27 protein-coding genes and 1 pseudogene are annotated in these 21,459 nt (G+C 60.0%); 10 read left to right on the forward strand and 18 right to left on the reverse strand.

Going from position 1 to position 21,459, the window contains the following annotated elements; all coding sequences use genetic code 11:
* Nucleotides 1-55: 55 nt before the first annotated feature.
* The 6 genes from DU478_RS20995 to DU478_RS21020 form a co-directional block, all read right to left on the reverse strand.
* On the reverse strand, nt 56-772 hold the full coding sequence (locus DU478_RS20995) for a copper-binding protein (protein WP_027238594.1): 717 nt from the start codon (nt 770-772) through the stop codon (nt 56-58).
* Nucleotides 773-818: 46 nt separating this feature from the next.
* On the reverse strand, nt 819-2,177 hold the full coding sequence (locus tag DU478_RS21000; RefSeq protein WP_114276243.1) for a multicopper oxidase family protein: 1,359 nt from the start codon (nt 2,175-2,177) through the stop codon (nt 819-821).
* A gap of 11 nt (nt 2,178-2,188) precedes the next feature.
* Nucleotides 2,189-3,649, reverse strand: coding sequence for a TolC family protein (locus tag DU478_RS21005; RefSeq protein ID WP_114512826.1), 1,461 nt, complete (start codon nt 3,647-3,649; stop codon nt 2,189-2,191).
* Entirely contained in the window at nt 3,649-3,870 is a 222-nt protein-coding gene (locus DU478_RS21010; protein WP_223865963.1) for a hypothetical protein, read from the reverse strand. The genes DU478_RS21005 and DU478_RS21010 overlap by 1 nt, the downstream gene beginning before the upstream one ends.
* A gap of 73 nt (nt 3,871-3,943) precedes the next feature.
* Nucleotides 3,944-4,366 (reverse strand): hypothetical protein, encoded by a 423-nt coding sequence (locus tag DU478_RS21015; RefSeq protein ID WP_114512828.1) that lies wholly within the window; start codon nt 4,364-4,366, stop codon nt 3,944-3,946.
* A gap of 172 nt (nt 4,367-4,538) precedes the next feature.
* The gene (locus DU478_RS21020) at nt 4,539-4,748 is read right to left on the reverse strand and encodes a heavy-metal-associated domain-containing protein (protein ID WP_114512829.1); all 210 of its coding nucleotides are present in this window, start codon (nt 4,746-4,748) and stop codon (nt 4,539-4,541) included.
* Nucleotides 4,749-4,886: 138 nt separating this feature from the next.
* Here DU478_RS21020 and DU478_RS21025 point away from each other — a divergent pair, with 138 nt between their 5' ends.
* From DU478_RS21025 to DU478_RS23480, 6 genes are all read left to right on the forward strand, one after another.
* Complete coding sequence (locus DU478_RS21025; RefSeq protein WP_114512830.1) at nt 4,887-7,394, forward strand: heavy metal translocating P-type ATPase; 2,508 nt, start codon at nt 4,887-4,889, stop codon at nt 7,392-7,394.
* Nucleotides 7,395-7,413: 19 nt separating this feature from the next.
* A complete protein-coding gene (gene cueR / locus DU478_RS21030; RefSeq protein ID WP_114512831.1) occupies nt 7,414-7,833 on the forward strand; it encodes a Cu(I)-responsive transcriptional regulator in 420 nt (139 codons plus the stop codon).
* A gap of 107 nt (nt 7,834-7,940) precedes the next feature.
* A complete protein-coding gene (locus DU478_RS21035) occupies nt 7,941-8,810 on the forward strand; it encodes a DUF305 domain-containing protein (RefSeq protein ID WP_037929537.1) in 870 nt (289 codons plus the stop codon).
* Between the two features lie 61 nt (nt 8,811-8,871).
* Nucleotides 8,872-9,597 carry a MauE/DoxX family redox-associated membrane protein gene (locus DU478_RS21040; protein WP_037929534.1) on the forward strand — a complete coding sequence of 242 codons (726 nt, stop codon included), beginning with the start codon at nt 8,872-8,874 and terminating at the stop codon, nt 9,595-9,597.
* An 86-nt stretch (nt 9,598-9,683) separates the two neighbouring features.
* Nucleotides 9,684-10,544 carry a permease gene (locus tag DU478_RS21045; protein WP_233501516.1) on the forward strand — a complete coding sequence of 287 codons (861 nt, stop codon included), beginning with the start codon at nt 9,684-9,686 and terminating at the stop codon, nt 10,542-10,544.
* A complete protein-coding gene (locus DU478_RS23480) occupies nt 10,545-10,793 on the forward strand; it encodes a hypothetical protein (protein ID WP_233501517.1) in 249 nt (82 codons plus the stop codon).
* Here DU478_RS23480 and DU478_RS21050 read toward each other — a convergent pair.
* The 12 genes from DU478_RS21050 to DU478_RS21105 all read right to left on the reverse strand — a co-directional run bounded on the left by DU478_RS21050 (nt 10,790) and on the right by DU478_RS21105 (nt 19,319).
* Nucleotides 10,790-11,530 carry a cytochrome c biogenesis CcdA family protein gene (locus DU478_RS21050; protein WP_199488395.1) on the reverse strand — a complete coding sequence of 247 codons (741 nt, stop codon included), beginning with the start codon at nt 11,528-11,530 and terminating at the stop codon, nt 10,790-10,792. The genes DU478_RS23480 and DU478_RS21050 overlap by 4 nt on opposite strands.
* A complete protein-coding gene (locus tag DU478_RS21055; RefSeq protein WP_199488396.1) occupies nt 11,527-12,018 on the reverse strand; it encodes a hypothetical protein in 492 nt (163 codons plus the stop codon). Before DU478_RS21055 ends, DU478_RS21050 begins: the two co-directional genes overlap by 4 nt.
* The gene (locus DU478_RS21060; RefSeq protein WP_114512832.1) at nt 12,015-12,719 is read right to left on the reverse strand and encodes an SCO family protein; all 705 of its coding nucleotides are present in this window, start codon (nt 12,717-12,719) and stop codon (nt 12,015-12,017) included. Before DU478_RS21060 ends, DU478_RS21055 begins: the two co-directional genes overlap by 4 nt.
* On the reverse strand, nt 12,719-13,009 hold the full coding sequence (locus DU478_RS21065; RefSeq protein WP_114512833.1) for a hypothetical protein: 291 nt from the start codon (nt 13,007-13,009) through the stop codon (nt 12,719-12,721). The genes DU478_RS21060 and DU478_RS21065 overlap by 1 nt, the downstream gene beginning before the upstream one ends.
* 82 nt (nt 13,010-13,091) lie before the next feature.
* Nucleotides 13,092-13,604, reverse strand: coding sequence for a TlpA family protein disulfide reductase (locus DU478_RS21070; protein WP_114512834.1), 513 nt, complete (start codon nt 13,602-13,604; stop codon nt 13,092-13,094).
* Nucleotides 13,601-14,197: a DsbE family thiol:disulfide interchange protein gene (locus DU478_RS21075; RefSeq protein WP_114512835.1), complete on the reverse strand. Its 597-nt coding sequence runs from the start codon at nt 14,195-14,197 to the stop codon at nt 13,601-13,603. The genes DU478_RS21070 and DU478_RS21075 overlap by 4 nt, the downstream gene beginning before the upstream one ends.
* Complete coding sequence (locus tag DU478_RS21080; RefSeq protein ID WP_114512836.1) at nt 14,194-14,619, reverse strand: c-type cytochrome; 426 nt, start codon at nt 14,617-14,619, stop codon at nt 14,194-14,196. Before DU478_RS21080 ends, DU478_RS21075 begins: the two co-directional genes overlap by 4 nt.
* Before the next feature lie 86 nt (nt 14,620-14,705).
* Nucleotides 14,706-14,840 (reverse strand): hypothetical protein, encoded by a 135-nt coding sequence (locus DU478_RS23605; protein ID WP_267897126.1) that lies wholly within the window; start codon nt 14,838-14,840, stop codon nt 14,706-14,708.
* Nucleotides 14,841-14,906: 66 nt separating this feature from the next.
* A complete protein-coding gene (locus tag DU478_RS21085; RefSeq protein ID WP_114512837.1) occupies nt 14,907-15,362 on the reverse strand; it encodes a DUF411 domain-containing protein in 456 nt (151 codons plus the stop codon).
* Between the two features lie 40 nt (nt 15,363-15,402).
* Nucleotides 15,403-16,842 carry a multicopper oxidase family protein gene (locus tag DU478_RS21090; protein ID WP_114512838.1) on the reverse strand — a complete coding sequence of 480 codons (1,440 nt, stop codon included), beginning with the start codon at nt 16,840-16,842 and terminating at the stop codon, nt 15,403-15,405.
* 655 nt (nt 16,843-17,497) lie between these two features.
* The gene (locus DU478_RS21100) at nt 17,498-17,659 is read right to left on the reverse strand and encodes a hypothetical protein (protein WP_233501519.1); all 162 of its coding nucleotides are present in this window, start codon (nt 17,657-17,659) and stop codon (nt 17,498-17,500) included.
* A gap of 43 nt (nt 17,660-17,702) precedes the next feature.
* Nucleotides 17,703-19,319: an ISL3 family transposase gene (locus tag DU478_RS21105; RefSeq protein WP_456119797.1), complete on the reverse strand. Its 1,617-nt coding sequence runs from the start codon at nt 19,317-19,319 to the stop codon at nt 17,703-17,705.
* 86 nt (nt 19,320-19,405) lie between these two features.
* On the opposite strand from DU478_RS21105, the pseudogene DU478_RS21110 reads away from it, so the two are divergent.
* The 4 genes and pseudogenes from DU478_RS21110 to DU478_RS21125 form a co-directional block, all read left to right on the forward strand.
* A pseudogene (locus DU478_RS21110) lies at nt 19,406-19,615 on the forward strand (cation transporter dimerization domain-containing protein); the annotation flags it as partial.
* A gap of 83 nt (nt 19,616-19,698) precedes the next feature.
* Nucleotides 19,699-20,016 (forward strand): ArsR/SmtB family transcription factor, encoded by a 318-nt coding sequence (locus DU478_RS21115; protein ID WP_114512841.1) that lies wholly within the window; start codon nt 19,699-19,701, stop codon nt 20,014-20,016.
* Between the two features lie 55 nt (nt 20,017-20,071).
* Nucleotides 20,072-21,124: a permease gene (locus DU478_RS21120; RefSeq protein ID WP_114512842.1), complete on the forward strand. Its 1,053-nt coding sequence runs from the start codon at nt 20,072-20,074 to the stop codon at nt 21,122-21,124.
* 128 nt (nt 21,125-21,252) lie between these two features.
* Nucleotides 21,253-21,459: transposase (locus DU478_RS21125; RefSeq protein WP_147276397.1), on the forward strand; the 207-nt coding region annotated here is incomplete at its 3' end.

Raw genomic sequence — 21,459 nt, forward strand, 5'->3', positions numbered from 1 at the left:
GGCCAAGCCTCAAAGCGATGGGGCCGGAGTGTTTCCCCGGCCCCATTGTTTGTCATCACTTCATCTGCGTGACGGTCAGTTTACCCTTGACCCGGTCGGCGACGAATTCGATGTCCTGACCTTCCGCCATCTTGGCCACCATCGCCTCATCGGCGCGGAACACCATGGTCATTGCGGGCATATCCAGGTTGACGAGAGGGCCGTGGATAATTGTGACCTTGCCGGCTTTGGCGTCGATTTTCTTGATGGTCCCGCTCGTGTATTCCACGTCAGCCTGAGCCATCTGGTCACCGACTGCGACCTCACGGTGCATGCCGGATTCGTAGTGGCCCGGGATCAGGCACGCCGCTTCGAACGTACCAGAATTTGCGAAAGTCCACACAACCTCGCCCGAGGCGCCCGCATCGAGACGAATACGGTTCGGATCGTCATGTTCCATGTCCATCTTGGCCATTTCGATCTTATGCTCGGCATTACGCTCTACCGTGTCGAGGACGAATTCATGCTCCAGCTCACCCTTGTTGGTGATGTTGAAGCGGATGGTTTCGCCCTCCTTGATATCCATCGGCTCACTCTCGATCAGCATCTGGCCCTCATCGTTTTCGAGCAAAGTGACGTCGATTGTACGATCCACCTTGGCGGCGTCACCCGGCATGCCGACCATCATTGCGGCTGGCTTGGTCTCCCCATGCCCACCGTCGTGTGTACCTGCAGCAAAGGCCGGTGCGGATAACGCGATCGCAAAGCTTGTCGTCAAAAGAAGATTTCTCATTTTATTGTCCTGTAGGTTGGTTTGGTTGGAGTTGACGAAGGGCCGCTCAGCCCTTCGAGGTTGGTTTCGGTGTGAGAATGGTCTTGGGGCTGTTGTTGGAGGCAAATTCGGGTAATTCGCCGGTCCATTCGTAGGCCATCTCGCCCGGAGGATTTTCGTACCAGCCGGGATCGGAGTAATCGTCCGCGTCGATGCCGTCTCGCACCTTCACGACCGAAAACATGCCGCCCATCTCGATGGGTCCGTACGGGCCCCAACCCGTCATCATCGGGATGGTATTGTCAGGCAGCGGCATTTCCATTTTTGCCATGTCCCCCATGCCGGACATGCCCATCGGCATGTATTCCGGCTGGAATTGACGTATCTTCTGGGTCAGCGGCTTCTTGTTCACCCCGATGAACGTCGGCACGTCATGGCCCATGGCGTTCATCGTATGGTGAGATTTGTGGCAATGGATCGCCCAATCACCCAGATGATCAGCTGTGAATTCGTAGGCGCGCATCGCACCTACGGGAATGTCGATGCTCACCTCCGGCCACTGTGCTTCAGGCGGCACCCAGCCGCCATCCGTGCAGGTGACCTTGAAGTCATAGCCGTGCATATGGATCGGGTGGTTCGTCATCGTAAGGTTCCCAACCCGTACTCGCACCCGGTCGCCCTTGTTCACGACCAGCGGATCGATGTCGGGGAAGATCCGGCTGTTCCAGGTCCAAAGGTTGAAATCCGTCATCGTCATGATGCGGGGTACATAGGTACCCGGATCGATGTCGAAGGCATTCAGCATGATCAGGAAATCACGATCCACCGGCATGAATGTGGGATCCTTGGGGTGGACCACGAACATGCCCATCATCCCCATCGCCATCTGGGTCATTTCATCGCCGTGGGGGTGGTACATGAACGTTCCGGACTTCACCAAGTCGAATTCGTAGACGAAGGTTTTGCCCGGCGGGATGCTTGGATGGCTCAACCCGGAGACCCCATCCATGCCCGACGGAAGAATCAGCCCGTGCCAGTGTACCGTTGTGCCTTCCGGCAGCTTATTGGTGACGTAGATGCGCACCCGGTCGCCTTCGACAGCTTCAATTGTCGGGCCGGTGGATTGGCCGTTGTAGCCCCACAAATGCGCGATCATGCCGTCGGCAAGCTCGCGTTCTACCGGTTCGGCCACGAGGTGAAATTCTTTCACCCCGTTGTTCATCCGGTGCGGCAGGGTCCACCCGTTCAATGTGACCACAGGTGTGTAGTCCGGCCCGGAATTGGGACGCGCCGTGATCGCCGTAGCCGCACTGTCCATCTGCGCGGCTTCGGGCAAACCCATGTTCAGGGTTTGACCCCAGGCTTTCGAAGAGACCAGCGTTGCACCTGCCGCGCCGGCTCCGAGTAATTGACGTCTGTTCAACATGTCAGTTCCTTTCAGTGTCCTGCGCCGCCACCGGCGGCAAGTGTCGCGCCTTCTCCACCAGCACCACCGCCGTCGCCACCGCCATAGATCGCAGCGGTCAGATCAGCCTGTGCCATGTAGAATTCGCGTTTTGCGTTTGCCGCTTCCAGCGATGCGCCAAGTTTTTCGCGCACATCTGTCAGCAGCTCGAAAGTGTTGGTGATCATGCCGTTATAAGACAGCAGCCCCTCTTCTTCGACGGTCGTGCGTAGCGGCACCAGAACGTCGCGATAGTGGCGGGCGATCTTATACGCGGCGTGATAGGAGGCTTCAGCACCACGCGCTTCGGACCGGACGTTGACGGCTCTTTCTGCCAGCACGTTGGCTGCTTGCAGGTACGACAATTCCGCCTTGCGCATCCGTGCCTTCCCGGTGTCGTAGATCGGGATTGCGAACTCCACCTCCACCTGAGGGGTGGTCACGGTCTCCGTTTCTCCGTCCTCAATTTCCCGCTCCGCTTCGAACCCGGCAATGAATTCGAGATCGCTGATAATGCGAGTCTGATCAGTCAGACCAAACGCCTTGGCCTGTGCTTCCAGGCCAAGTTTGGCAACGCGCAGATCAACCCGATTTCGCAATGCTTTCGCTTCGATGTCAGTCACACGGCCGACGGAACGCGGCAGCGCAGGAAGGGCATCGGGAACATAATAGTCGACCTCGGTGCCCCACAGCCCCATGAGCCTGGTCAGCTGCTCCTTGGACCGGGTAGCATTCAAGCGTGCCTGGGCAAGTTGTCCGGCGAGTTCGGCATTGAATGCCTGTTCACGGGCCTGCCCGGCTGTGTTCAGCGCGCCGGTCTCGCCCAGCCTCATAGCCAATTCCGATCCGGCGTCAGAGGTCGCTTTCGCGCGGCGCAGATAGCTCACGGCCTCGAAGGCAGCTACGGCATCGACCCATGCCTTCCGCGTCTGATTGGCCAGTGCGAGCGTGTCGTTCACGGCGCTCAGTTGAGCCTGCCGGAAATTTGCGTCTGCAATGGCCGTACGCTGCTTGCGAGTGGTGGCATCGAGCACGTTCGACCGGATCAGTCCTTCGATCGCCCTGTAGGCACCCAGTTCGGGCGCACCGATGCCCAGTATACCGATTGCGACGATCGGATTTTCCGGGGTCGATTGCTGCCAGGCCTCAGCGGCGGATAGGCCGACATTTGCATAAGACGCCTGCAATCCCTTGTTGTTCAGAAGCGCGACCTGAACGGCGGTGTCCGCCGAAATGGTCTTGCGGTGCACCATTGCGTGCACCTGCTTCTTCAAGGCCTCGTTTTCGGCCTGGGTTTCGGCGAAGGCTGTCCGTTTGCCGAGGGCTGGTGTGACCTGGCTGGAAATGTTGGCGAAGCCAGCTTTTGGTTCCGTGTAGATGCCCGGTACAGCTGCAGCACAGGCACCCAAGATTAGCGGAAAGCCGAAAACCAGCGGAAACTTCGATACCCGCATCAGTTGCCCTCCGTCTGTTCTTGATTGACGGAACGCCAGTCGCGGGGACCTGTGGGGCCGCGGTAGGTGTAGCCCGCCAAGGGGTCCTGATAGCTGATCAGCGATGAAACTGCCGTGTTGGCGACGGCCTGTTGGGTCGCGACGGACGGCAACGGGGTGGGCTCATAGGCGCATGCGCCAAGCCCGAGGGCCGAAGCCCCCATAAGTAGATGAATTTTCATGAACGTAACCTGATTGATGAACGTTGTCTCACGCAGAATCTGCGCAAGGCTCACACCCGATTTGGGCGCCGGTTCAGATCAGGAATCGAGGGGGCCGAAGAAACCCTGCTGTTTCTACCGAATAAGTTTGACCGTCCAGAATGACATATTCACTTTTACCAACCGGCTCTGCTCTGATCCTGGTGTCTTCGATGAAGACGACAGAAATACAGATGCCGTTGCAACACTCTTTGGATTGTTGCTCTTTGCCATCCTTGTCGGACGCTGCGATGTCGATGTCGCTTGCGACCCTAAGCTTCTCATGCGCGTGATGCGCATCGCTTCCGGTGTCATGAGTTATGGCAGCACCAACGACACCAACAGACTTGGCTTGATGTCCGTCATGCATGCCGGACGCAGCGTGAGCGGCAGAAGGTGGTGAAAACACCAATGCCAGCGCAAACGCAATGCACGTAAACGCCCTTGACCAGCTTGATATGAAAACTCGAAAGCTCATGCCGCGAATATCGGAGAGCGATGCAGTACAGTCAATCCGTCCTGCGCAGGAAGGTTTGTCGCATTTTTTGAAACAGGCGAGTTTTGGCCGCTGCTGTCAGAGAGTGTTGCACATCAGCGACATAGAGAGAGCCACTATCTCCGTCCAGCGGAGCGTTGCTGACGCATTTTGGCTACTGAACCTCTGCCAGCTTCTCAGACCTGTAGCCCGCATCGCGGATCGCTGCGGCCAATGCAGTTTCATCCAGAGTGCTGTCGACGTCGACGATACGTCCAGTCAGATCGCACGAAACCGTTGCATCTGGGTCGGCCGCCATAATGGCCTTTTGGATGGAAGCGGTACAATGGCCGCAACTCATGTTCGGTACGCTGAATTTGAACATCGCAATCTCCTTTGACGACATGCATGTAAGGCGTTCCGGCGCGGGAAGGTCAATGGCCAGAATTTTATTCTACATGCCTGTTGACCTTCCAGTAACTGGAGGCCCTATCTGCAGGAGTATCAGAACAAGGAGATTCTCATGTCGGATCCGCGCACCCTTCGGCTTTCCCTGCAAAACATGTCCTGCGCTTCCTGCGTCGGGCGCGTGGAACGTGGCCTCACGGCTCTGCCGGGGGTCAGCGAAGTCCGTGTCAATCTCGCCAACGAGACCGCCCAGGCGCAGATCGACGCACCGGAGCGCATCGCCGAAATCGCCACGACCCTTCAGGAGATCGGCTATCCGGCCCGAACCCGGAGCGTACGTCTGAACATTTCATCCATGTCCTGTGCCTCGTGTGTCGGTCGGGTGGACAAGGCACTGGCAGTGCTGCCGGGCGTGCTGGACGTGAACGTCAACCTGGCCTCGGAAACCGCTACGGTCACCTATCTGGAGGGCGCGGTCGCGGTTGTCGACCTCATCAAGGCGGCCAGCGACGCAGGTTACCCCGCTACTCAGGCCGAAGATAGTTCATCGCAAGACGCAGGAGCCCGCAAGAACGAAGAGGCGCGGGTTCTGGCACGACGGACTGTCGTGGCAGCGACCCTAGCCCTGCCGGTGTTTCTACTTGAGATGGGCGCACATCTGATCCCCGGCATGCACGGTCTGATCGGTGACACCATCGGCCACTGGAGCAGCTGGATGATCCAGTTCGTGTTGACCACAGCAGTCCTGCTCTGGCCAGGACGTACTTTTTACACACGCGGTTTCCCGGCACTGTTGAAAGGCGCGCCGGACATGAACAGCCTTGTCGCGGTTGGCACTTCGGCGGCCTACATCTATTCGCTCGTGGCGCTTTTCGCACCGACGCTGCTGCCTGCGGGATCGCGCGCGGTCTATTTCGAGGCAGCGGCCGTCATCGTGGTGTTAATCCTTCTGGGCCGCTGGTTGGAGGCCCGCGCGAAGGGCCGGACCGGGGCTGCGATCCAGAAGCTGCTGGGCCTTCAGGCCAAGACAGCCCGTGTGCTGGTTGACGGGGAGCCGCAGGATGTGGCCATCGACCGCATCGTCGCGGGCGATATTCTGATCGTGCGCCCTGGCGAGCGGATCGCAGTGGATGGTGAACTGACCGAAGGCAGTGCCCGTGTGGATGAGAGTATGATCACCGGCGAACCGGTGCCGGTCGCCAAATCCGTAGGCGATCCCGTCACAGGCGGCACCGTCAACGGCAGCGGTGCCTTCCACTTCCGCGCGACGCGTGTGGGCGCCGACACGACGCTGGCCCAGATCATCCGGATGGTCGAAGAGGCGCAGGGCGCCAAGCTACCGATTCAAGGGCTGGTGGACCGGATCACGCTCTGGTTCGTGCCCGCTGTCATGGCATTGGCGCTTTTGACGGTGATTGTCTGGCTGTTGGTCGGTCCTTCGCCCGCGCTGTCCTTTGCTTTGGTGGCCGGTGTATCTGTGCTGATCATCGCCTGCCCCTGCGCGATGGGGCTCGCCACGCCGACGTCGATCATGGTCGGCACGGGACGTGCCGCCGAGATGGGCGTGCTCTTCCGCAAGGGCGACGCGTTGCAACAGCTATCCAGCGTGGATGTGGTGGCGCTGGACAAGACCGGAACGGTCACCCAGGGCCGCCCGGAACTGACCGATCTCGTGCTTGCGGACAGCTTTGACCGCACCGAGGTGCTGGCGCTTGTCGCCGCTGTCGAGGCGCAATCGGAACACCCGATCGCCGAGGCAATCGTGCGCGCGGCAAAGGTCGAGGGCCTCGCGCGGCATGACGCCAAGGATTTTGCATCCATCACAGGCCACGGCGTTCGGGCCAGGGTGGCGGGCCGCGAGGTACTTGTCGGGGCCGACCGCCTGATGATCCGCGAGGGGCTGACAATCGGCGATCTGGCCGACGAGGAGCGCCGACTGGCCGAACAGGGCCGCACCGCACTTTTCGCGGCAATCGACGGTCGTGTCGCCGCCGTCATTGCAGTAGCCGATCCCGTGAAGCCGTCCAGCGCCGCTGCAATCCGCGCCTTGCACGCACAGGGACTGAAGGTTGCCATGATCACCGGTGACAAGCGCGAAACGGCAGAAGCTATTGCCCGCGAAATCGGCATCGACCATGTGATCGCCAGCGTTCTGCCCGACGGCAAGGTTGCCGCGCTGGACGATCTGCGCGGCGCGGGCCAACGCATCGCGTTCGTTGGCGACGGGATCAACGACGCACCCGCGCTTGCCCATTCGGACGTTGGGATCGCCATCGGCACCGGCACCGACGTGGCCATCGAATCCGCCGACGTGGTGCTGATGTCCGGCGATCTGCGTGGCGTCGTGAACGCCCTCGAAGTGTCGCGAAGCACCATGCGCAACATCCGCCAGAACCTGTTCTGGGCTTTCGGATACAACGTCGCCCTGATCCCGGTGGCGGCGGGCGTGCTTTATCCGGTGTCGGGGCTTTTGCTTTCACCGGTTCTGGCTGCCGGTGCGATGGCGCTCAGCTCTGTCTTCGTGCTGACGAATGCGCTGCGGCTGCGCCGCGTGCGCCCGGCGATGGACGAAACGGCGCGCCCCGTCTCCGAAGCCTCGGCATCCCCGATTCCAGCTGAATGAACTCAAGGAGGAAACGATTATGAACATCGGAGATGTGGCCGACCTTTCCGGCCTTCCCGCCAAAACGATCCGCTACTACGAAGACATCGGTCTTGTCGAACCGCTGCGCAGTTCAAATGGCTATCGCAGCTTTCGGCAAAGCGACGTGCACAAGCTGGCCTTTCTCGGCCGGGCACGGGCCCTTGGATTCACCATCGAGGATTGCCGGAGCCTGCTGAAGCTTTATGCCGATACTGACCGCGCCAGTGCCGAGGTAAAGCAGATTGCCGAAGAGCATCTTGACCGGATTGACTGCAAGATCGCCGAACTGACCGAAATGCGCGCGACGCTGTCGCATCTTGTGGATGCATGCGCGGGTGATCACCGCCCCGATTGCCCCATCTTGGCCGATCTGGCGATGGAACAAAAGGCGGGCAGTATCAGCAAGGCGTCCGGATAGCTCTGACGTCTGCAAAAGCCGAACTTTCCCGAAAACTACGGAACATTCCAGCGCAGCAATGTTGTTCCTTCTATAGGACATCAATTTTTCGAGACTGGAGGTTTCCAATGACATACATACGCTTTTTCGCGATGATCGCCACATCCACGGTGGTGATGTTCATCCTAATGTATCTCAACACCTATCTGCTGAGCCATATCTTCTGGTCCGAAACACGCGCCTATATGGCCGTGCTGATGGGGGCCACAATGTCGATCATCATGCTGGGCTTCATGCTGTCGATGTACTCCAGCAAGGCGATCAACGCTGCCATCTTCATTGGCGGCGCTGTGGTGTTTGCCGGATCCCTCTGGTTGGTCCGGAGCCAGGTAACCGTTGGCGATACCAGCTACATGCGCGCGATGATCCCGCACCATTCGATCGCGATCATGACGTCGAGCCGCGCCAACATTTCTGACCCGCGGGTGCGCAAACTGGCTGACGAGATCATCTTTGCCCAGGACAAGGAAATCGCCGAGATGCGGTATCTGGTGAATGACATCGACGCGAATGGTGACGCGGCCGATGAGAGCCCGGATGGTCCGGCCCGCATCGTCGATCTGAACGAGGCGCTTTCATCCGCCGAAATCGCTATCCTCGATCTGGAATTCCTGACCGGCGACGAGATCGCGCAGCTTTTCCCGGATGGGGCCATCTGCACCTTCAAGTATACCGCGACCAGCAAACCTGTGCTTGCCGCAGGACAGATCGATGGCGCCCCGGCGGCGCTGGCAAAGATCAGCGGCGATCTGGTGCGTCTTGGCTCAACCGACGGAACCGGCACCCTGCGCACCGAAGGAATGTCCGTGGCCCTCAGTGCGCCGGACGGGGCTGCGGCGCTGGAAAACAGTGGTGAAGTGCAGGACGCCAACCTCGTGCTCGAGCTCGATGCCGGCCTGCGGGCAGGCTATCGCGGCTATTATGGCTGCGACGCCTGAACCCTGAAACGGAGGATATGACCTGCCAAGAGACACAACCCAGACAGCCAAGCTTTACCGGATGGTGATGCCCGACCACCTCTGTCCCTATGGGCTCAAATCCAAGGACCTGCTGGAGCGCAAGGGTTTCGAAGTCAAGGATCACCCTTTGACCACGCGTGAGGAAACCGACGCGTTCATGGAAGAGCACGGCGTCGAAACCACCCCGCAAACCTGGATCGGCGACGAGCGGATCGGCGGATATGACGACCTTCGGGTCCATTTCGGCATGGATGCGCCCGAAGACGAACGCTCGGACACATCCTATCAGCCGGTGATTGCGATCTTTGCCGTCGCGTTCCTGATGGCGCTCGGTTTGTCGTGGTACAGCTTCGAGACCATTATTACCCTGCGCGCCCTGGAATGGTTCATTTCCATCTCGATGTGCTTTCTGGCCGTACAAAAACTTCAGGATGTCGAAAGCTTTTCGACCATGTTCCTGAACTACGACCTGCTGGCGCGTCGGTGGGTGCGATATGGCAAGATCTATCCGTTCGGAGAGGCGTTCGCAGGCATCCTCATGGTCGCCGGGGCGCTGACCTGGCTTTCGGCACCGGTGGCCCTGTTCATCGGCACTGTTGGCGCAGTATCGGTTTTCAAGGCGGTCTATATCGACAAGCGTGAATTGAAATGCGCCTGTGTCGGCGGTGACAGCAATGTGCCGCTCGGCTTTGTCTCGCTCACGGAGAACCTGATGATGATGGTCATGGGGATTTGGATGCCGATCAGGGTCTATCTGATCGGCTGAAAGGCGGGTGCCTTTTTCACATCCCTCAGACCCGTTCTCCCGACAGGTGCGCAGGTCAGACAGCACTGCGAAAAAGGTCAAGCTGAATGGACCAGATAGTCGAAGCATTCACGACCGGGGCGGGCATGCTCTGGAAGGCGCTCTGGGCGCTGATCTTCGGCTATATCATCTCCGCAGGCATCCAAATCTTCGTGACACGGGATCAGATGGCGCGTGTTCTGGGTGATCGTGGTGCCAGGAAGCCAAGCATTGCCGGCTCCTTTGGTTTCGTGTCGTCGTCCTGTTCCTTCGCGGCTCTTGCCGCGTCGCGTTCGATCCTCGTGAAAGGTGCGCATCCGGTCAATTCGATCGCCTTCCTGATTTCATCGACAAATCTGTTGATCGAGCTTGGAATCGTCCTTCTGGTCCTGCTGGGCTGGAAATTCATGGTGGCGAATTTCCTGCTTGGCATCCTGATGACGATCTACGCCTATGCCCTCTCCCTGATGTGGCTTCCAAGGTCGTTTGTCGAAAGCGAAAAAGAGCATGCGGAGAAGGCCCAGTCCGACGAAGGTATGGACACCGACCAGACCATGAAGGGATCGTTCCGCGACAAACTGCTGTCCCGCGAAGGATGGGACCGGATCGCCCGCGTTTTCTTCATGGAATGGAAGATGGTCTGGAAGGAGATCCTCTTCGGCTTCACGGTCGCGGGATTCATTTCCGTCTTTGTGCCGCAGAGCTTCTGGAACGCGATCTTCCTGGTCGCAGATGGCGGTGCGCAGGACGCGCCGGGCTTCCTGATCGTTCTCGAAAACGCGCTGGTGGCACCGGTCGTCGCTTTCTTCACCTTCATCGGGTCGATGGGCAATGTCCCCCTGGCCGCGATGCTCTGGTCGCGTGATGCGTCGTTCGGAGGCGTGATCGCCTTTCTCGGAGCCGATCTTGTTGCTGCCACGGTGATATAGGTGCACGCAAAGTATTATGGCTGGCAGTATGCGCTCTATCTTTCAGGCTTGCTGTACCTGTGCATGGTCGCTGCGGGAATTACGGTGCATTACCTGTTTGCTCTCGTAGGGATGATCCCGACCGAGCGGCCCTCGCTTCAGGAAATGGTCCGGTTCAGCATCGACTACACGTTCTTCCTCAACCTGATATTTCTCGTCATCGGGGCAATACTGATCTGGCTTCACCTCAGAAACGCCAAGGAAAATTAACCGATTGAAGCCAGGAATGGGAAGGTTCCCAGAAGCCAGTAGGCAAACCGGGACAATTGGCCGGTCATGATGGCAACGCCCATGATGATCATGGCGACGCCTGCGCCCTTGTAGAGCCAGCGACCGGCCTTGCCGATCTGTCTGACCCGCGCGGCGATGGCGTCGGTGAACAGCGCGGCCAGCAGGAACGGCACGCCTAGCCCGGCGGAATAGATCGACAGCAGCCAAATGCCGTCCGACATGCCGCCGGAAGTCGAACTGAGTGTCAGGATCGCGCCAAGGATCGGTCCGATGCACGGCGTCCATCCAAACGCGAAGGCCAAGCCCAGGACGTAGGCTCCAAGCGGGCGACCCCCCGGAATGTCGAGTGTGAAGCGGGTGTCGCGCGAGAAGGCATCCAGACGAAAGACACCCAGCATGACCAGTCCGAACAGGATGATGATCGCGCCGCCCAGATAGTTGAGTTCAGTGCGCCAGGTCAGAAGCAGCGACCCGAGCGCGCTAGCCCCGGCCCCCAACGCGACAAAGATCGTGGAAAATCCAAAAACGAAACAGGCGCTTAGCCCAAGTGCGTTGGCGCGCGCCCGCAGGCCGACCGATCGCTTCGTTCGCAAATCCGGCTGGCCAGCAATATAGGAGACATAGCCCGGCACCAGCGGCAGGACGCAGGGCGACAGGAACGAAATGGCCCCGGCCAGAAAGGCCGCGAAGATGCCGATGCCGGAAATATCCATCATGTGTTTCCATGTCCGCTGAAGGGCCGTGATGCCCACCAGAAGGCAATCAGCGGGATTACGATCCATTGCAGCACGGGCGACAGCCCCGCGTCGAGGACCGGAATGATCGGCATCAGGTCCGAATAGGCCCAAGCCGCGCGGATCACGATGTTAAGCCATTCGCTGAACAGCGTATATCCCAACCCGAACACCACCGTCAGGACGGTCACCGAGCGTCGTGTCAGAGCCACGAAGGGCCAGCCACGGCCGGTCAGCATCAAGGCAAGCATGAGGGCGCTCATGGCAATCAGGATGTCGCCGCTCGTGCAGTGAACCGCGGCGAAGACGATCTCACCCCAGGTGCCCTCGTTCCAGATCGTGTAGAGCGGCATGTGGGCGAACTCCCAGATCAGATTAGCCGGGATGATCACCGAAAAATACCGACGGAGTACCGTCAGGGATATTCCATCCTGCGCGGACTGCATGACGCCAATCGTGATATCGCTCATTGAAACGCCCCCGTCAGCCGATCCCACCAACCGCGTTCGCGACGTCGGTGCTGGGCATTGTTGATCAACTCGCTGACATAGAGGATCAGGTTCACATTCTTGAATTCCATGGCATGGAACTTTGCGGCGAACCGTCCCCCGATATCCACGACATGGGTGACCGCGCCGTGCATCATCATGTCGCTGTCGTCCGCTATCGTGAACTCGAGCCCATAGTCCCGCGCCAGATGGCGCGTCGCGTCGTCGCTCTGATCGGGCCGTTTGGTCAGAATGACCCAGTTGCTCGGATCGAACCCATGCCGGTCCCCGTACCCGCGCAGAACGTCAGGCGTGTCATTCACGGGATTGGTTGTGATCGAGATGAATTGCACCAGATCGCTCATCGGCCCTTCGTTGATCGAAGCCTGGACCGCCGCAATCTTTTCCGCATGGACAGGGCAGATATCCGGGCAACTGGCGTAGATGAAATGCAGGATGACGACCTTGTCGCTGAAATCCGACAGGCGCACGGGATTGCCCGCCGAATCCTGCAACTCGAAATCCGGGGCCTGTGCTGCGTCGATGGCCTGGAAATATGGCTCCATCTCGAACATCCGGGCATCCAGATTTTCACCCGGATGATCGGCGAAGGCCGCAGAGGAGATCGTGGCCACAAGTGTCGCCAAGGCGGCGCGCCGGGTCAGACAGACAATCAACTGCATCACCCTTCGGATTGATCGGGCTTGCCACCACCCGCATCGTTGCATTTCCCGCCGGACCCGCCCTTCATGCACAGACCAAGCCCGCACATCGCGGCGCAGGGTGCCAGCGAGACCAGGACAGGCGCGAGACCGATCGCCGTGAGCCATCCCCAGTTCAGGGCCATGCCGCCCCCCATCACGGTTGCCGCACCGACGAACAGCAATCGTCTGCGCGTCAACCACCGGAGCCGGTCGCCGGCGCTTTTGATGCCTGCGGTGCCCGCATCGTTGGAAGATGATATGTCGGTCATCCGGAAAATCCTTTTGAAGTTTGAGTACTGGTCATTTTGAGAACTGGACGGTCAAGGGCGGGCGGCGCTCTTTCAGGGGCGCTTATTCGATAAACTCTCGCAAGAAAGACACCATCTCGGGCTCGTCCCATTCGGCCGGGCCGACCAGCCGTCCCAGCTCCTGCCCCTGCGCGTCGATCAGGATGGTTGTCGGCAGGCCGACGGTGCGCAGCGCGGTCATCGACAGCATGGTCTTGTCGACATACAACGAGAGATTGGAAACACCGATCTCGTCGTAGAATTTACGCACGACGGGCGATCCAGCCCTGTCGATGGACAGGGCGACAACCTCGAAGCGGTCGCTGCCAAGTTCCGCCTGAAGCGCATCCAGCGTCGGCATTTCCTCACGGCATGGCACGCACCAGGTTGCCCAAACATTCACGAGGATCACCTTGCCGCGAAAATCCTCCATATCCCCACGGCTCCCGTCTTCGGTCTCGTAGCGCACATTGATCACCGGCTGCGGCGTGTCGTGAAGTGCGAAGCCTTGCGGCCCGGCAAACGCAGAGCCAACTGACAATGCCCAGACGAGCAGGGCCGTTTTGAGATATTTCATGGCGTTGGCTCCTTGAAAGATTGGTTTTTCAGATCCCGGACGATCGGCAACAAGGTTTCGCGCAAGATTGCCCGAGTTATCGGTCCGACATGGCGGTAGGCGATGGTGCCGTCAGACGTGATAACATAGGTTTCGGGCACGCCGTAAACGCCCCATTCGATGCCAGCACGTCCGTCGATGTCGGCTCCGATGCGCGCGTAGGGATCGCCCAATTCGTCGAGCCAGACGCGCGCCTGCTCGGGTGGATCCTTGTAGTTGATCCCGTAGAGCGGCACCTCACCGGTGGCGCTCAGCTCCATGAACAGCGGGTGTTCGGCCCGACAAGGCACACACCACGAGGCAAAGACGTTCACCAGCGAGACATGGCCGATCAGGTCCTGCGTCGAAAGACCTTCCTCGCGGCCGAGCACCGGGGGAAGCGCAAACTCCGGCACAGGTTTGTCGATAAGCGCTGATGGCAGGTCGTCAGCACCCCTGAAAAGCCCCCAGCCGAACAGGGCCATGAGGGCCAAAGCCACCACGGGCACCAGCACAAAGCCCAGATTTCTCCGGCGGGGCGCGGGAACAATCTTGTTGTCGCGAGTGCTGGTCATGGCTGTGCTTGCTGATCCTCGCGGGTCCGCTCACTCTGAAAGGCACGTTCTTTGTCGGGCCAGGTGCTCTTGATGTAGTCGATGATCGACGTGATCTCGTCGTCTGTCAGTACGCCCTCATATCCGGGCATGTCGCTTTCATAACCGGCCCCGACAATCGCCGCCGGTCCGCGTTTCACGATGTCGAACAATACGCGGTCCGGATGGTGCCAGGTATGGCCAGAGGCGTCATGCGGCGGGGCAGGCACCTTGCCGTTCGGCAATCGGGTGCGCCAATCGGGCTGTCCCTCCAGGTTTGCACCATGGCAACTGGCGCAATTCTCCTGATACAGGCGTTCGCCCGCGCGCAATTCACCCTGCGCTGAAACGCGCAAGGCTGTTGCAATGAACAAGAGTGCGGAGAGCCTGATGATGTTTTTCATATCGCTTGTACCTTCTTCTGGCAATCCACAGGCAGAGGATGAAGAGTGCAACGAATGGTGCCTTCATTCCGCATCCCGACGCATTTCTATTTTCCGCTGTCCGAGCGGATGTATTTGACCATGGCGATCGCCGCGAGCACCAGCACCGCCACGATCAGCAACCAAACCAGTCCCATCGCGATCATCATGCCGCCACCCATCATTCCACCGTCCATCATCATACAACTCATCCTTTGATTTCTCTTGAATCCGGTCTGGCACGGGATCGCACCAGACCGCGCAATTGATCATTCGACCGCATAGACGGTCGGTTTCACACCTTCTTCGATGGTGTAGATCTTGAACGGTTCCTGCTTCTCGCCGCCCATACCCGGCGACCCCAGCGGCATGCCGGGAAGTGTAAGACCGGCAACTTTCGGGCGCTCATCAAGCAACTTGTTGACGACATTGACCGGCACATGACCGCTGACGACGTAGTCTTCCAGAAAGGTCGTATGGCAGCCCTGAAAATCGTCCGGGATACCTGCATCACGGCTGATCTGAGCCAGATCGTGGGTCGGCTTCACCTCGACTGTGAAGCCATTCTCGCGCAGGTAGTCCGCATAGCTCTCGCAGCATCCGCATTGCGGGTTCTTGTAGAGCGTGGCCTCTTGCGCTGCGGCAGGCGCGGCATTCAGGCTCATTGCAAGGACAGCGGCAGCACCTGCGGTGCCAAGACTGGCAAGTCCAATTAATTTCTTCATCGGTTCTTTCCTTTCGTGGTGATCGTTACGTGAGATTGTTTCAGGTTTTGGTCGTGCCAGGATCGACACGTATGATGCCCATCATGCCTGCCGCCTGGTGTTCCAGGATGTGACAATGGAACATCCAGTCTCCCGGATTGTCCGCCACGAAGGCGATCTCAACCCGTTCCTCCGGTGCCATCAGGACGGTGTCTTGCCATTCGCGATGCCGTGTCGGTTGCCCGTTCCGTGCGATCACGCGGAACGAATGTCCATGAAGATGCATTGGGTGATACCACGCGGTGCGATTGTCCATCTGGAGCACATGCGACGTGCCCTGCGGCAGGACCAGCAAGGGGTCCATCATATGCCCCGTTGCTGCTTCGCCGTTGATGAACCACATATTGCCTTCGCGCATCTGCTCCATCATCGACCCCATGCCGCCGCCCATCATCATCTGCCCCATCATGCCGCCATTGAAGACAATCTGATGCCGTTTGGCCGCTTGCATATCGGGTTCGGCCAGCGGGTTGGGTGGCAGTTCCATCGACCAGTCCGGGACCGCGTCCCGTAACCGATCCGGCTCATAGGCGAGATCGACCAGACGGTATTCCAGATCCCTGTAGAAGACATCGGTGACTGTCACGCTCTCTCCGGGCTTGCCGGTCATGTCGATCACCAGATCGACACGCATGGCCGGGCCGACCACCACGACGTCACTGTCTGGTGCATGAGGTGCCACGGGTTGACCGTCCAGAGCGACCACGACCGGCGCAAGCCCCCCGAAATCCAGCCCGAATATCCGGGCATTGGCTGCGTTGACCAACCTCAGGCGGATGCGTTCTCCGGATCGCACGGCGATGCGGTCCGGTATCTGGCCGTTGATGGTCACGGAATTGCCGATACGCCCGCCGTGCGCGGCGTCGTGCCGACTTCCGAAATCTGTCGCAATCTGTCCGTCGCCGGTCATCCGCCAGTCATCGAGCATCCAGGTCAGGTCGCGATCCACACGGATCGGGTCCGCCTCCTCGACGATCAGCGGCCCGTAAAGGCCGCGGCCGACCTGTTCCGAACTGCGCTGGTGCGGGTGATACCAGAACGTACCTGCGTCCAGCGCATCGAATTCGTAGAGAAACTCGCCACCGACCGGGATCGGGTCCTGTGTCAGGAAAGGCACGCCGTCCATCGCATTGGGTGTGCGAATGCCATGCCAGTGGACCGTCGTCCCTTCATTTAGCCCGTTCCGGGCCAGAACCCGAATTCGGTCTCCCTGCCGCACCCGGATCTCGGGGCCGGGGAGGGATCCGTTGTAGCTCCAGACGTCGGTAGAGCCGTAGGGTGCCGGTCGCAGGGCGGCTTGTCCGGCCGCAGCGCGTAGCAAGAATGGGTCCTCTGTCGGACCTGCCATCGCTGTTCGTGCCGGTGACAGAGCGGATATGGCCGTGAAAGCGGCACCGGTGCACAGCACGTGCCGCCGTGAAATCAGTCTGTTGAGGGTCATTACTTCTGCCTTGATCTGAAAGGGTCGCACTCAGCCAGCTTCGGCCAAGGCAACGGTCAGGCCCCGCAACAAGCGAGGCCGTTATCAGGTTCAGACAGGCAGCTTGGGAGGAAATGGATCAAGGGAGGGAACCGCGCCAATCGGGATCACAGGTCCCGCGACCGGGATGACAACACCGAAGGCCATCTCAAGCGTCATAGCTGACGTACGAGCTACGATACCGGCCGTACTTCCCGCGCCACAAGGGACTGTACACCCACCCTCGCAGGATATCCCGTCAGCAAATCCAATCGGATCGCATCCGCCGCAATGGTCGTCCGCGCTTTCGGCGCCCACCATCTGAGCCATTGCTGCCTCAGCCGCATTCGCTGCCGATACATCCGGCGCAACCACGGCACCGAAGCTCAATGCAAGAATCAAAATGAGGCGGAAAACGCAGATCATGCGATCCTTATGCAAGCTTCCAGTAGGGGGAGGTCAAGAAGTACCCCGTAACATAGGCGTGACATTGCCACGCGGGTACTGACTGATTGGCCAAAAGATGCCCGAGGTTGGTTTCAGGGGAAAATCTGAGGCGAGACTCCGGACTCATCCAAGGTCTTTTTCGGAGCCAGGCAGCCACCCGCATCCTTTCATGCGGGTGGCTGCCCTTGTGTCAACTTGCGTCTTTGAATTCGGTGTATTCGCCGCGCACCTGGACAGTCACGGTTGCGGGCTGGCTGTCCCGATTCCGCCAGAACCATCCGTGTTCGCCGTCAAATGCCGCGATGATCTGGCCCTCGTCGCCGGTGGAGCCGCGGCCCTTCTCATAGGTCACCGACTGACCGCCGCTGTCGCGTTGCCCTTAAATCGGCTCTGCCTCAATCTGTGTGGCGGAACGGTAGCATTCTCGCCCGCAACAATTCTGGGCCGGCTCGGCCGTACATGGCGCGTTTGAGGGTCTTCAGGCGATTGATCTGACCTTCTGCTTGGCCGTTGCTCCATGGCATCTCGATGGCGTTTTTGACCGCATCGAAATCCCGGTTCAAGGTGCGGGCAAAGCGCATGATGGGCACCAAGTCCGTTTCGATCGCGTCGTCGATCCATGCAGGGAGCGGGTCCGCTTGGCGGCCACGCATGATACCGTTGAACCGCATGGCGAGGCTACGCATCGTTGCGAAGGCGGGAGAGCCGGCTTTGAGCGCGTCGACTTTCCGCGCCTGATCCGAGGTCAGCTTTCCGCGGGGTTTGATGCACAGCGCGGCCGCAATGACCGGGGAGATCGCATGCCCCGTTTCCGGGTCCCGGACCGGCTCTTGGATCTGGTGTTCCAGGGCGGGGCTCTTCGTTTGCTTTTCGGCTCTGCGCCAGCCCGCCAGCAGCCGCTGTAAATGGGTCAGACTCCCCTCGTAACCACGCTCTTGGATCATACGAAACAGGGCGCTGCCAGTTTGAATGCCGTCTTTCCAGCTTTGGCTCAGGAACTCTTCAAAGTACCACGGCGAAGTTGGTTTCAAAGCTGCCCGCCGGCGGTCCGGTGGTGTCTCGAACTGTAGCCATTTCGCGATGCTGCGACGCGGGAAACCTGTTCGCCGCCCGATCTCGCTGCAGGTAAGCCCCTGATTTCGGAGCGCATGGATGGTGGTGAAGATCTCTTCTCGAGACGTCCTGTGCGCAAGACGTGACTTCAGAAGGCTACCGGCTGCGGTGATGTTGTCGGCGTCGGACAGCAGCGCCCTGCCGGTCGCACGGCCATGAAGGTTCATCTGCTCCTCGATGGCCTGCCGCAGGTTCTGCACGATATGGAACCTGTCGGCGACCTGCTTTGCCTGCGGCGCCCCTTGCCGGGCAGCCTGGGCATACAGACCGCACCGATCTCTGCTGATCACGTCCACCTCGGGATGTCGCTTTAGCCAGTTGGTACAGGTAACGACATCTCGATCCTCAAGAATGTCGATGACCACGCGACGCTCCAGATCGACAATGATCGTTCCGTAGGTTTGCGACTTCCGCCAGCTCCAATCATCGATCCCGATGACCGTCCGCGGCTCGGCGGTGTCTTGAGTACGGTTCTTCAGCTGCCTAAGCACCGTGTCATCGCTGACCCGAAGGCCCAATCGATGCAACAACCGCTCGGCTGGCCGTCCGCCGGTCGCATGCCCCAGGTGACTGACTATCTGCGCGACACGCGAGGTGCGCCGCGCAAAAGGACGCGCAATCGAGGCGATCTGGTCCGAGAATGTCCGGCGCGGACAAGCGGGCGCCAAGCATCGCCAACGGCAAACCGCGAGATCAACCGTTACCTCGTCTCCATGGGCGGGATAATCCTGCAGCCGCCGACGCCGCCAGCCGTGACGTCGGCGTGAATGCAACCCGCAGTCTGGGCAAATTCCGTTGGGTGCCAAGACACCAGATAGAATCCACCCGCCCGATTCACTTCGCTCAACGCTTTGAACGGCAACATCGCTCCCGGGCGACCAGTGTTTCTTCGAACTCACAACTATCCCTCCTGAATTTTCCAGTTTCAGGATAGTTGCGCCACACAAATTGAGGATGACCCCAATTAAGGGCTACGCGACAGGAGGGCATTCGCGATGTGCATGACCTGCATATCTGGCCGCTCTCGACCACCCGCACGGCGCTCGCGGTGCATGTGGTCACAGAGATGCAGGAGACTGATGCGGTGCTGCACGACCTTGCCGAAGGGTTGGAGCACGGGTTCGGGATCGCGCACAGCACGATTCAGGTCGAGCGCGAGCCCTGCGGTGCTAGCTGCCTTCGGGCCCACGAGTAACGTAGGGAATCCATTCCGAGCGCAGCACCAGGTCCGTCCAGAAGAATCATTTACAAAACTAGGATTGTGGTTATTTTGACGTCATGACCACAACCAGTCCCAACGCCCGCGCCCTTGCCGCCCTTGGCCATGATGCCCGCCTGTCGATCTTTCGCCTGCTGGTGAAAGCCGGAGATGGCGGACTGCGCGTCAGCGATATCGGCGAACATCTGGGGTTCGCCCCGTCGACCCTAGCGCATCACCTCTCGACGCTGGTCGATGCGGGGCTGGTGCTCCAGGACAAGCAGGGCCGCGAGGTGTTCAACCGGGTCGATTTTCCCGCGATGCACCGTGTTGTCGGATTCCTGACCTCCGAATGCTGCACCGGTGTTGCGATCCGCGCGTCGGAGGATGCGGCATGAGACGTGTGACGCTTTTGTCTTGCCCTGAAACAACTGCAATTCCGGAGATTTAGTGATGACTGAGACGACCCTCCCGACGCCCGGCCTCCGGTCCGCGCTGCGTCATCTATGGCATGATCATCGGGTCTGGCTTGCCTCGGTGCTGATCCTTCTGGTGCTGGCGGTGGTCGATGCGCCGCAGGCCGCCGACTCTGCGCTTTTTGCGGGTGAAGCGCTCTTGCGGACGGCGCCGTTCCTGATCCTGTCGATCGCCATCGCCGCGTGGGCGAATGCCACCGGCGCCGACAACCTAATCGCCAAGGCCTTCACCGGCGCGCCGCTGCTGATGATCGGGCTGGGCGCGCTGGCGGGGGGTATCTCGCCCTTCTGCTCCTGCGGGGTGATCCCGCTGATCGCGGCGCTGCTTGCAATGGGCGTGCCGCTCTCGGCGGTAATGGCCTTCTGGCTTGCATCGCCAATCATGGACCCGTCGATGTTCGTGCTGACGGCGGGTGTGCTCGACCTCGAATTCGCGGTGGCCAAGACGCTGGCCGCCATCGGGCTGGGCGTGTTCGGCGGGACGGTGGTGCACCTGATGATAAAGGGCGGTGCCTTTGCCGACCCCTTGCGCGACGGCATCGGCAACGGCGGCTGCGGCGGCGCGAAGATCCGCGCGCCAAAGCCCGTGGTGTGGCGCTTCTGGACGGATGCGGACCGCCGGGCGAAGTTCGGCAAGACGGCGCTGAGCACAACGCTATTCCTGGCCAAATGGCTGACGCTGGCCTTCATCCTCGAAAGCCTGATGCTGGCGTGGATCCCGGCGGAAACCGTCACCGCCGCGCTTGGTGGCGAGGGGCTCATGCCTATCGTGACCGCGACGCTGGTGGGCGTGCCGGCCTATCTGAACGGCTATGCCGCTCTGCCGCTGGTCGGCGGTCTGATCGAGCAGGGCATGGCGCCGGGGGCGGGCATGGCCTTTCTCGTGGCGGGGGGCGTCACCTCTATCCCGGCGGCGATGGCGGTCTGGGCGTTGGCACGGCCGCAGGTCTTTGCGCTCTATATCGGTCTGTCCCTGACCGGCGCCTTCGCATCGGGGCTGCTGTTCCAGCTCTGGACGCAGGTGGCATGACCAATAGCGGCGAGACACGTCGTCTCACCGCACCCTTCCTTATCGAAGCCGTACCATGATCCTGGAGTAGCCCCCTGAAAGTGGTCCACCAACTGGGATAGTTTTGTCCCGCAATTGGAGGATCAGCGATGGCTGGGAAACGAGAGAAGGCCGAAGAGATCGTATCTAAGCTTCGGCAGGTTGAAATTCTGCAAGGACAAGGGGCGACGATTGCCGAGGCAGTGCGCCAGATCGGTGTGACGCAGCAGACGTTCTACAGATGGCGTAAGCTTTATGGCGGGATGCAGCGGTCACAGCTTGCGCGCCTGAAAGAGCTGGAGAAGGAGAACCAGCGG

It is taken from the genome of Thalassococcus profundi (genome assembly GCF_003344785.1).
Taxonomy (GTDB): domain Bacteria; phylum Pseudomonadota; class Alphaproteobacteria; order Rhodobacterales; family Rhodobacteraceae; genus Puniceibacterium; species Puniceibacterium profundi.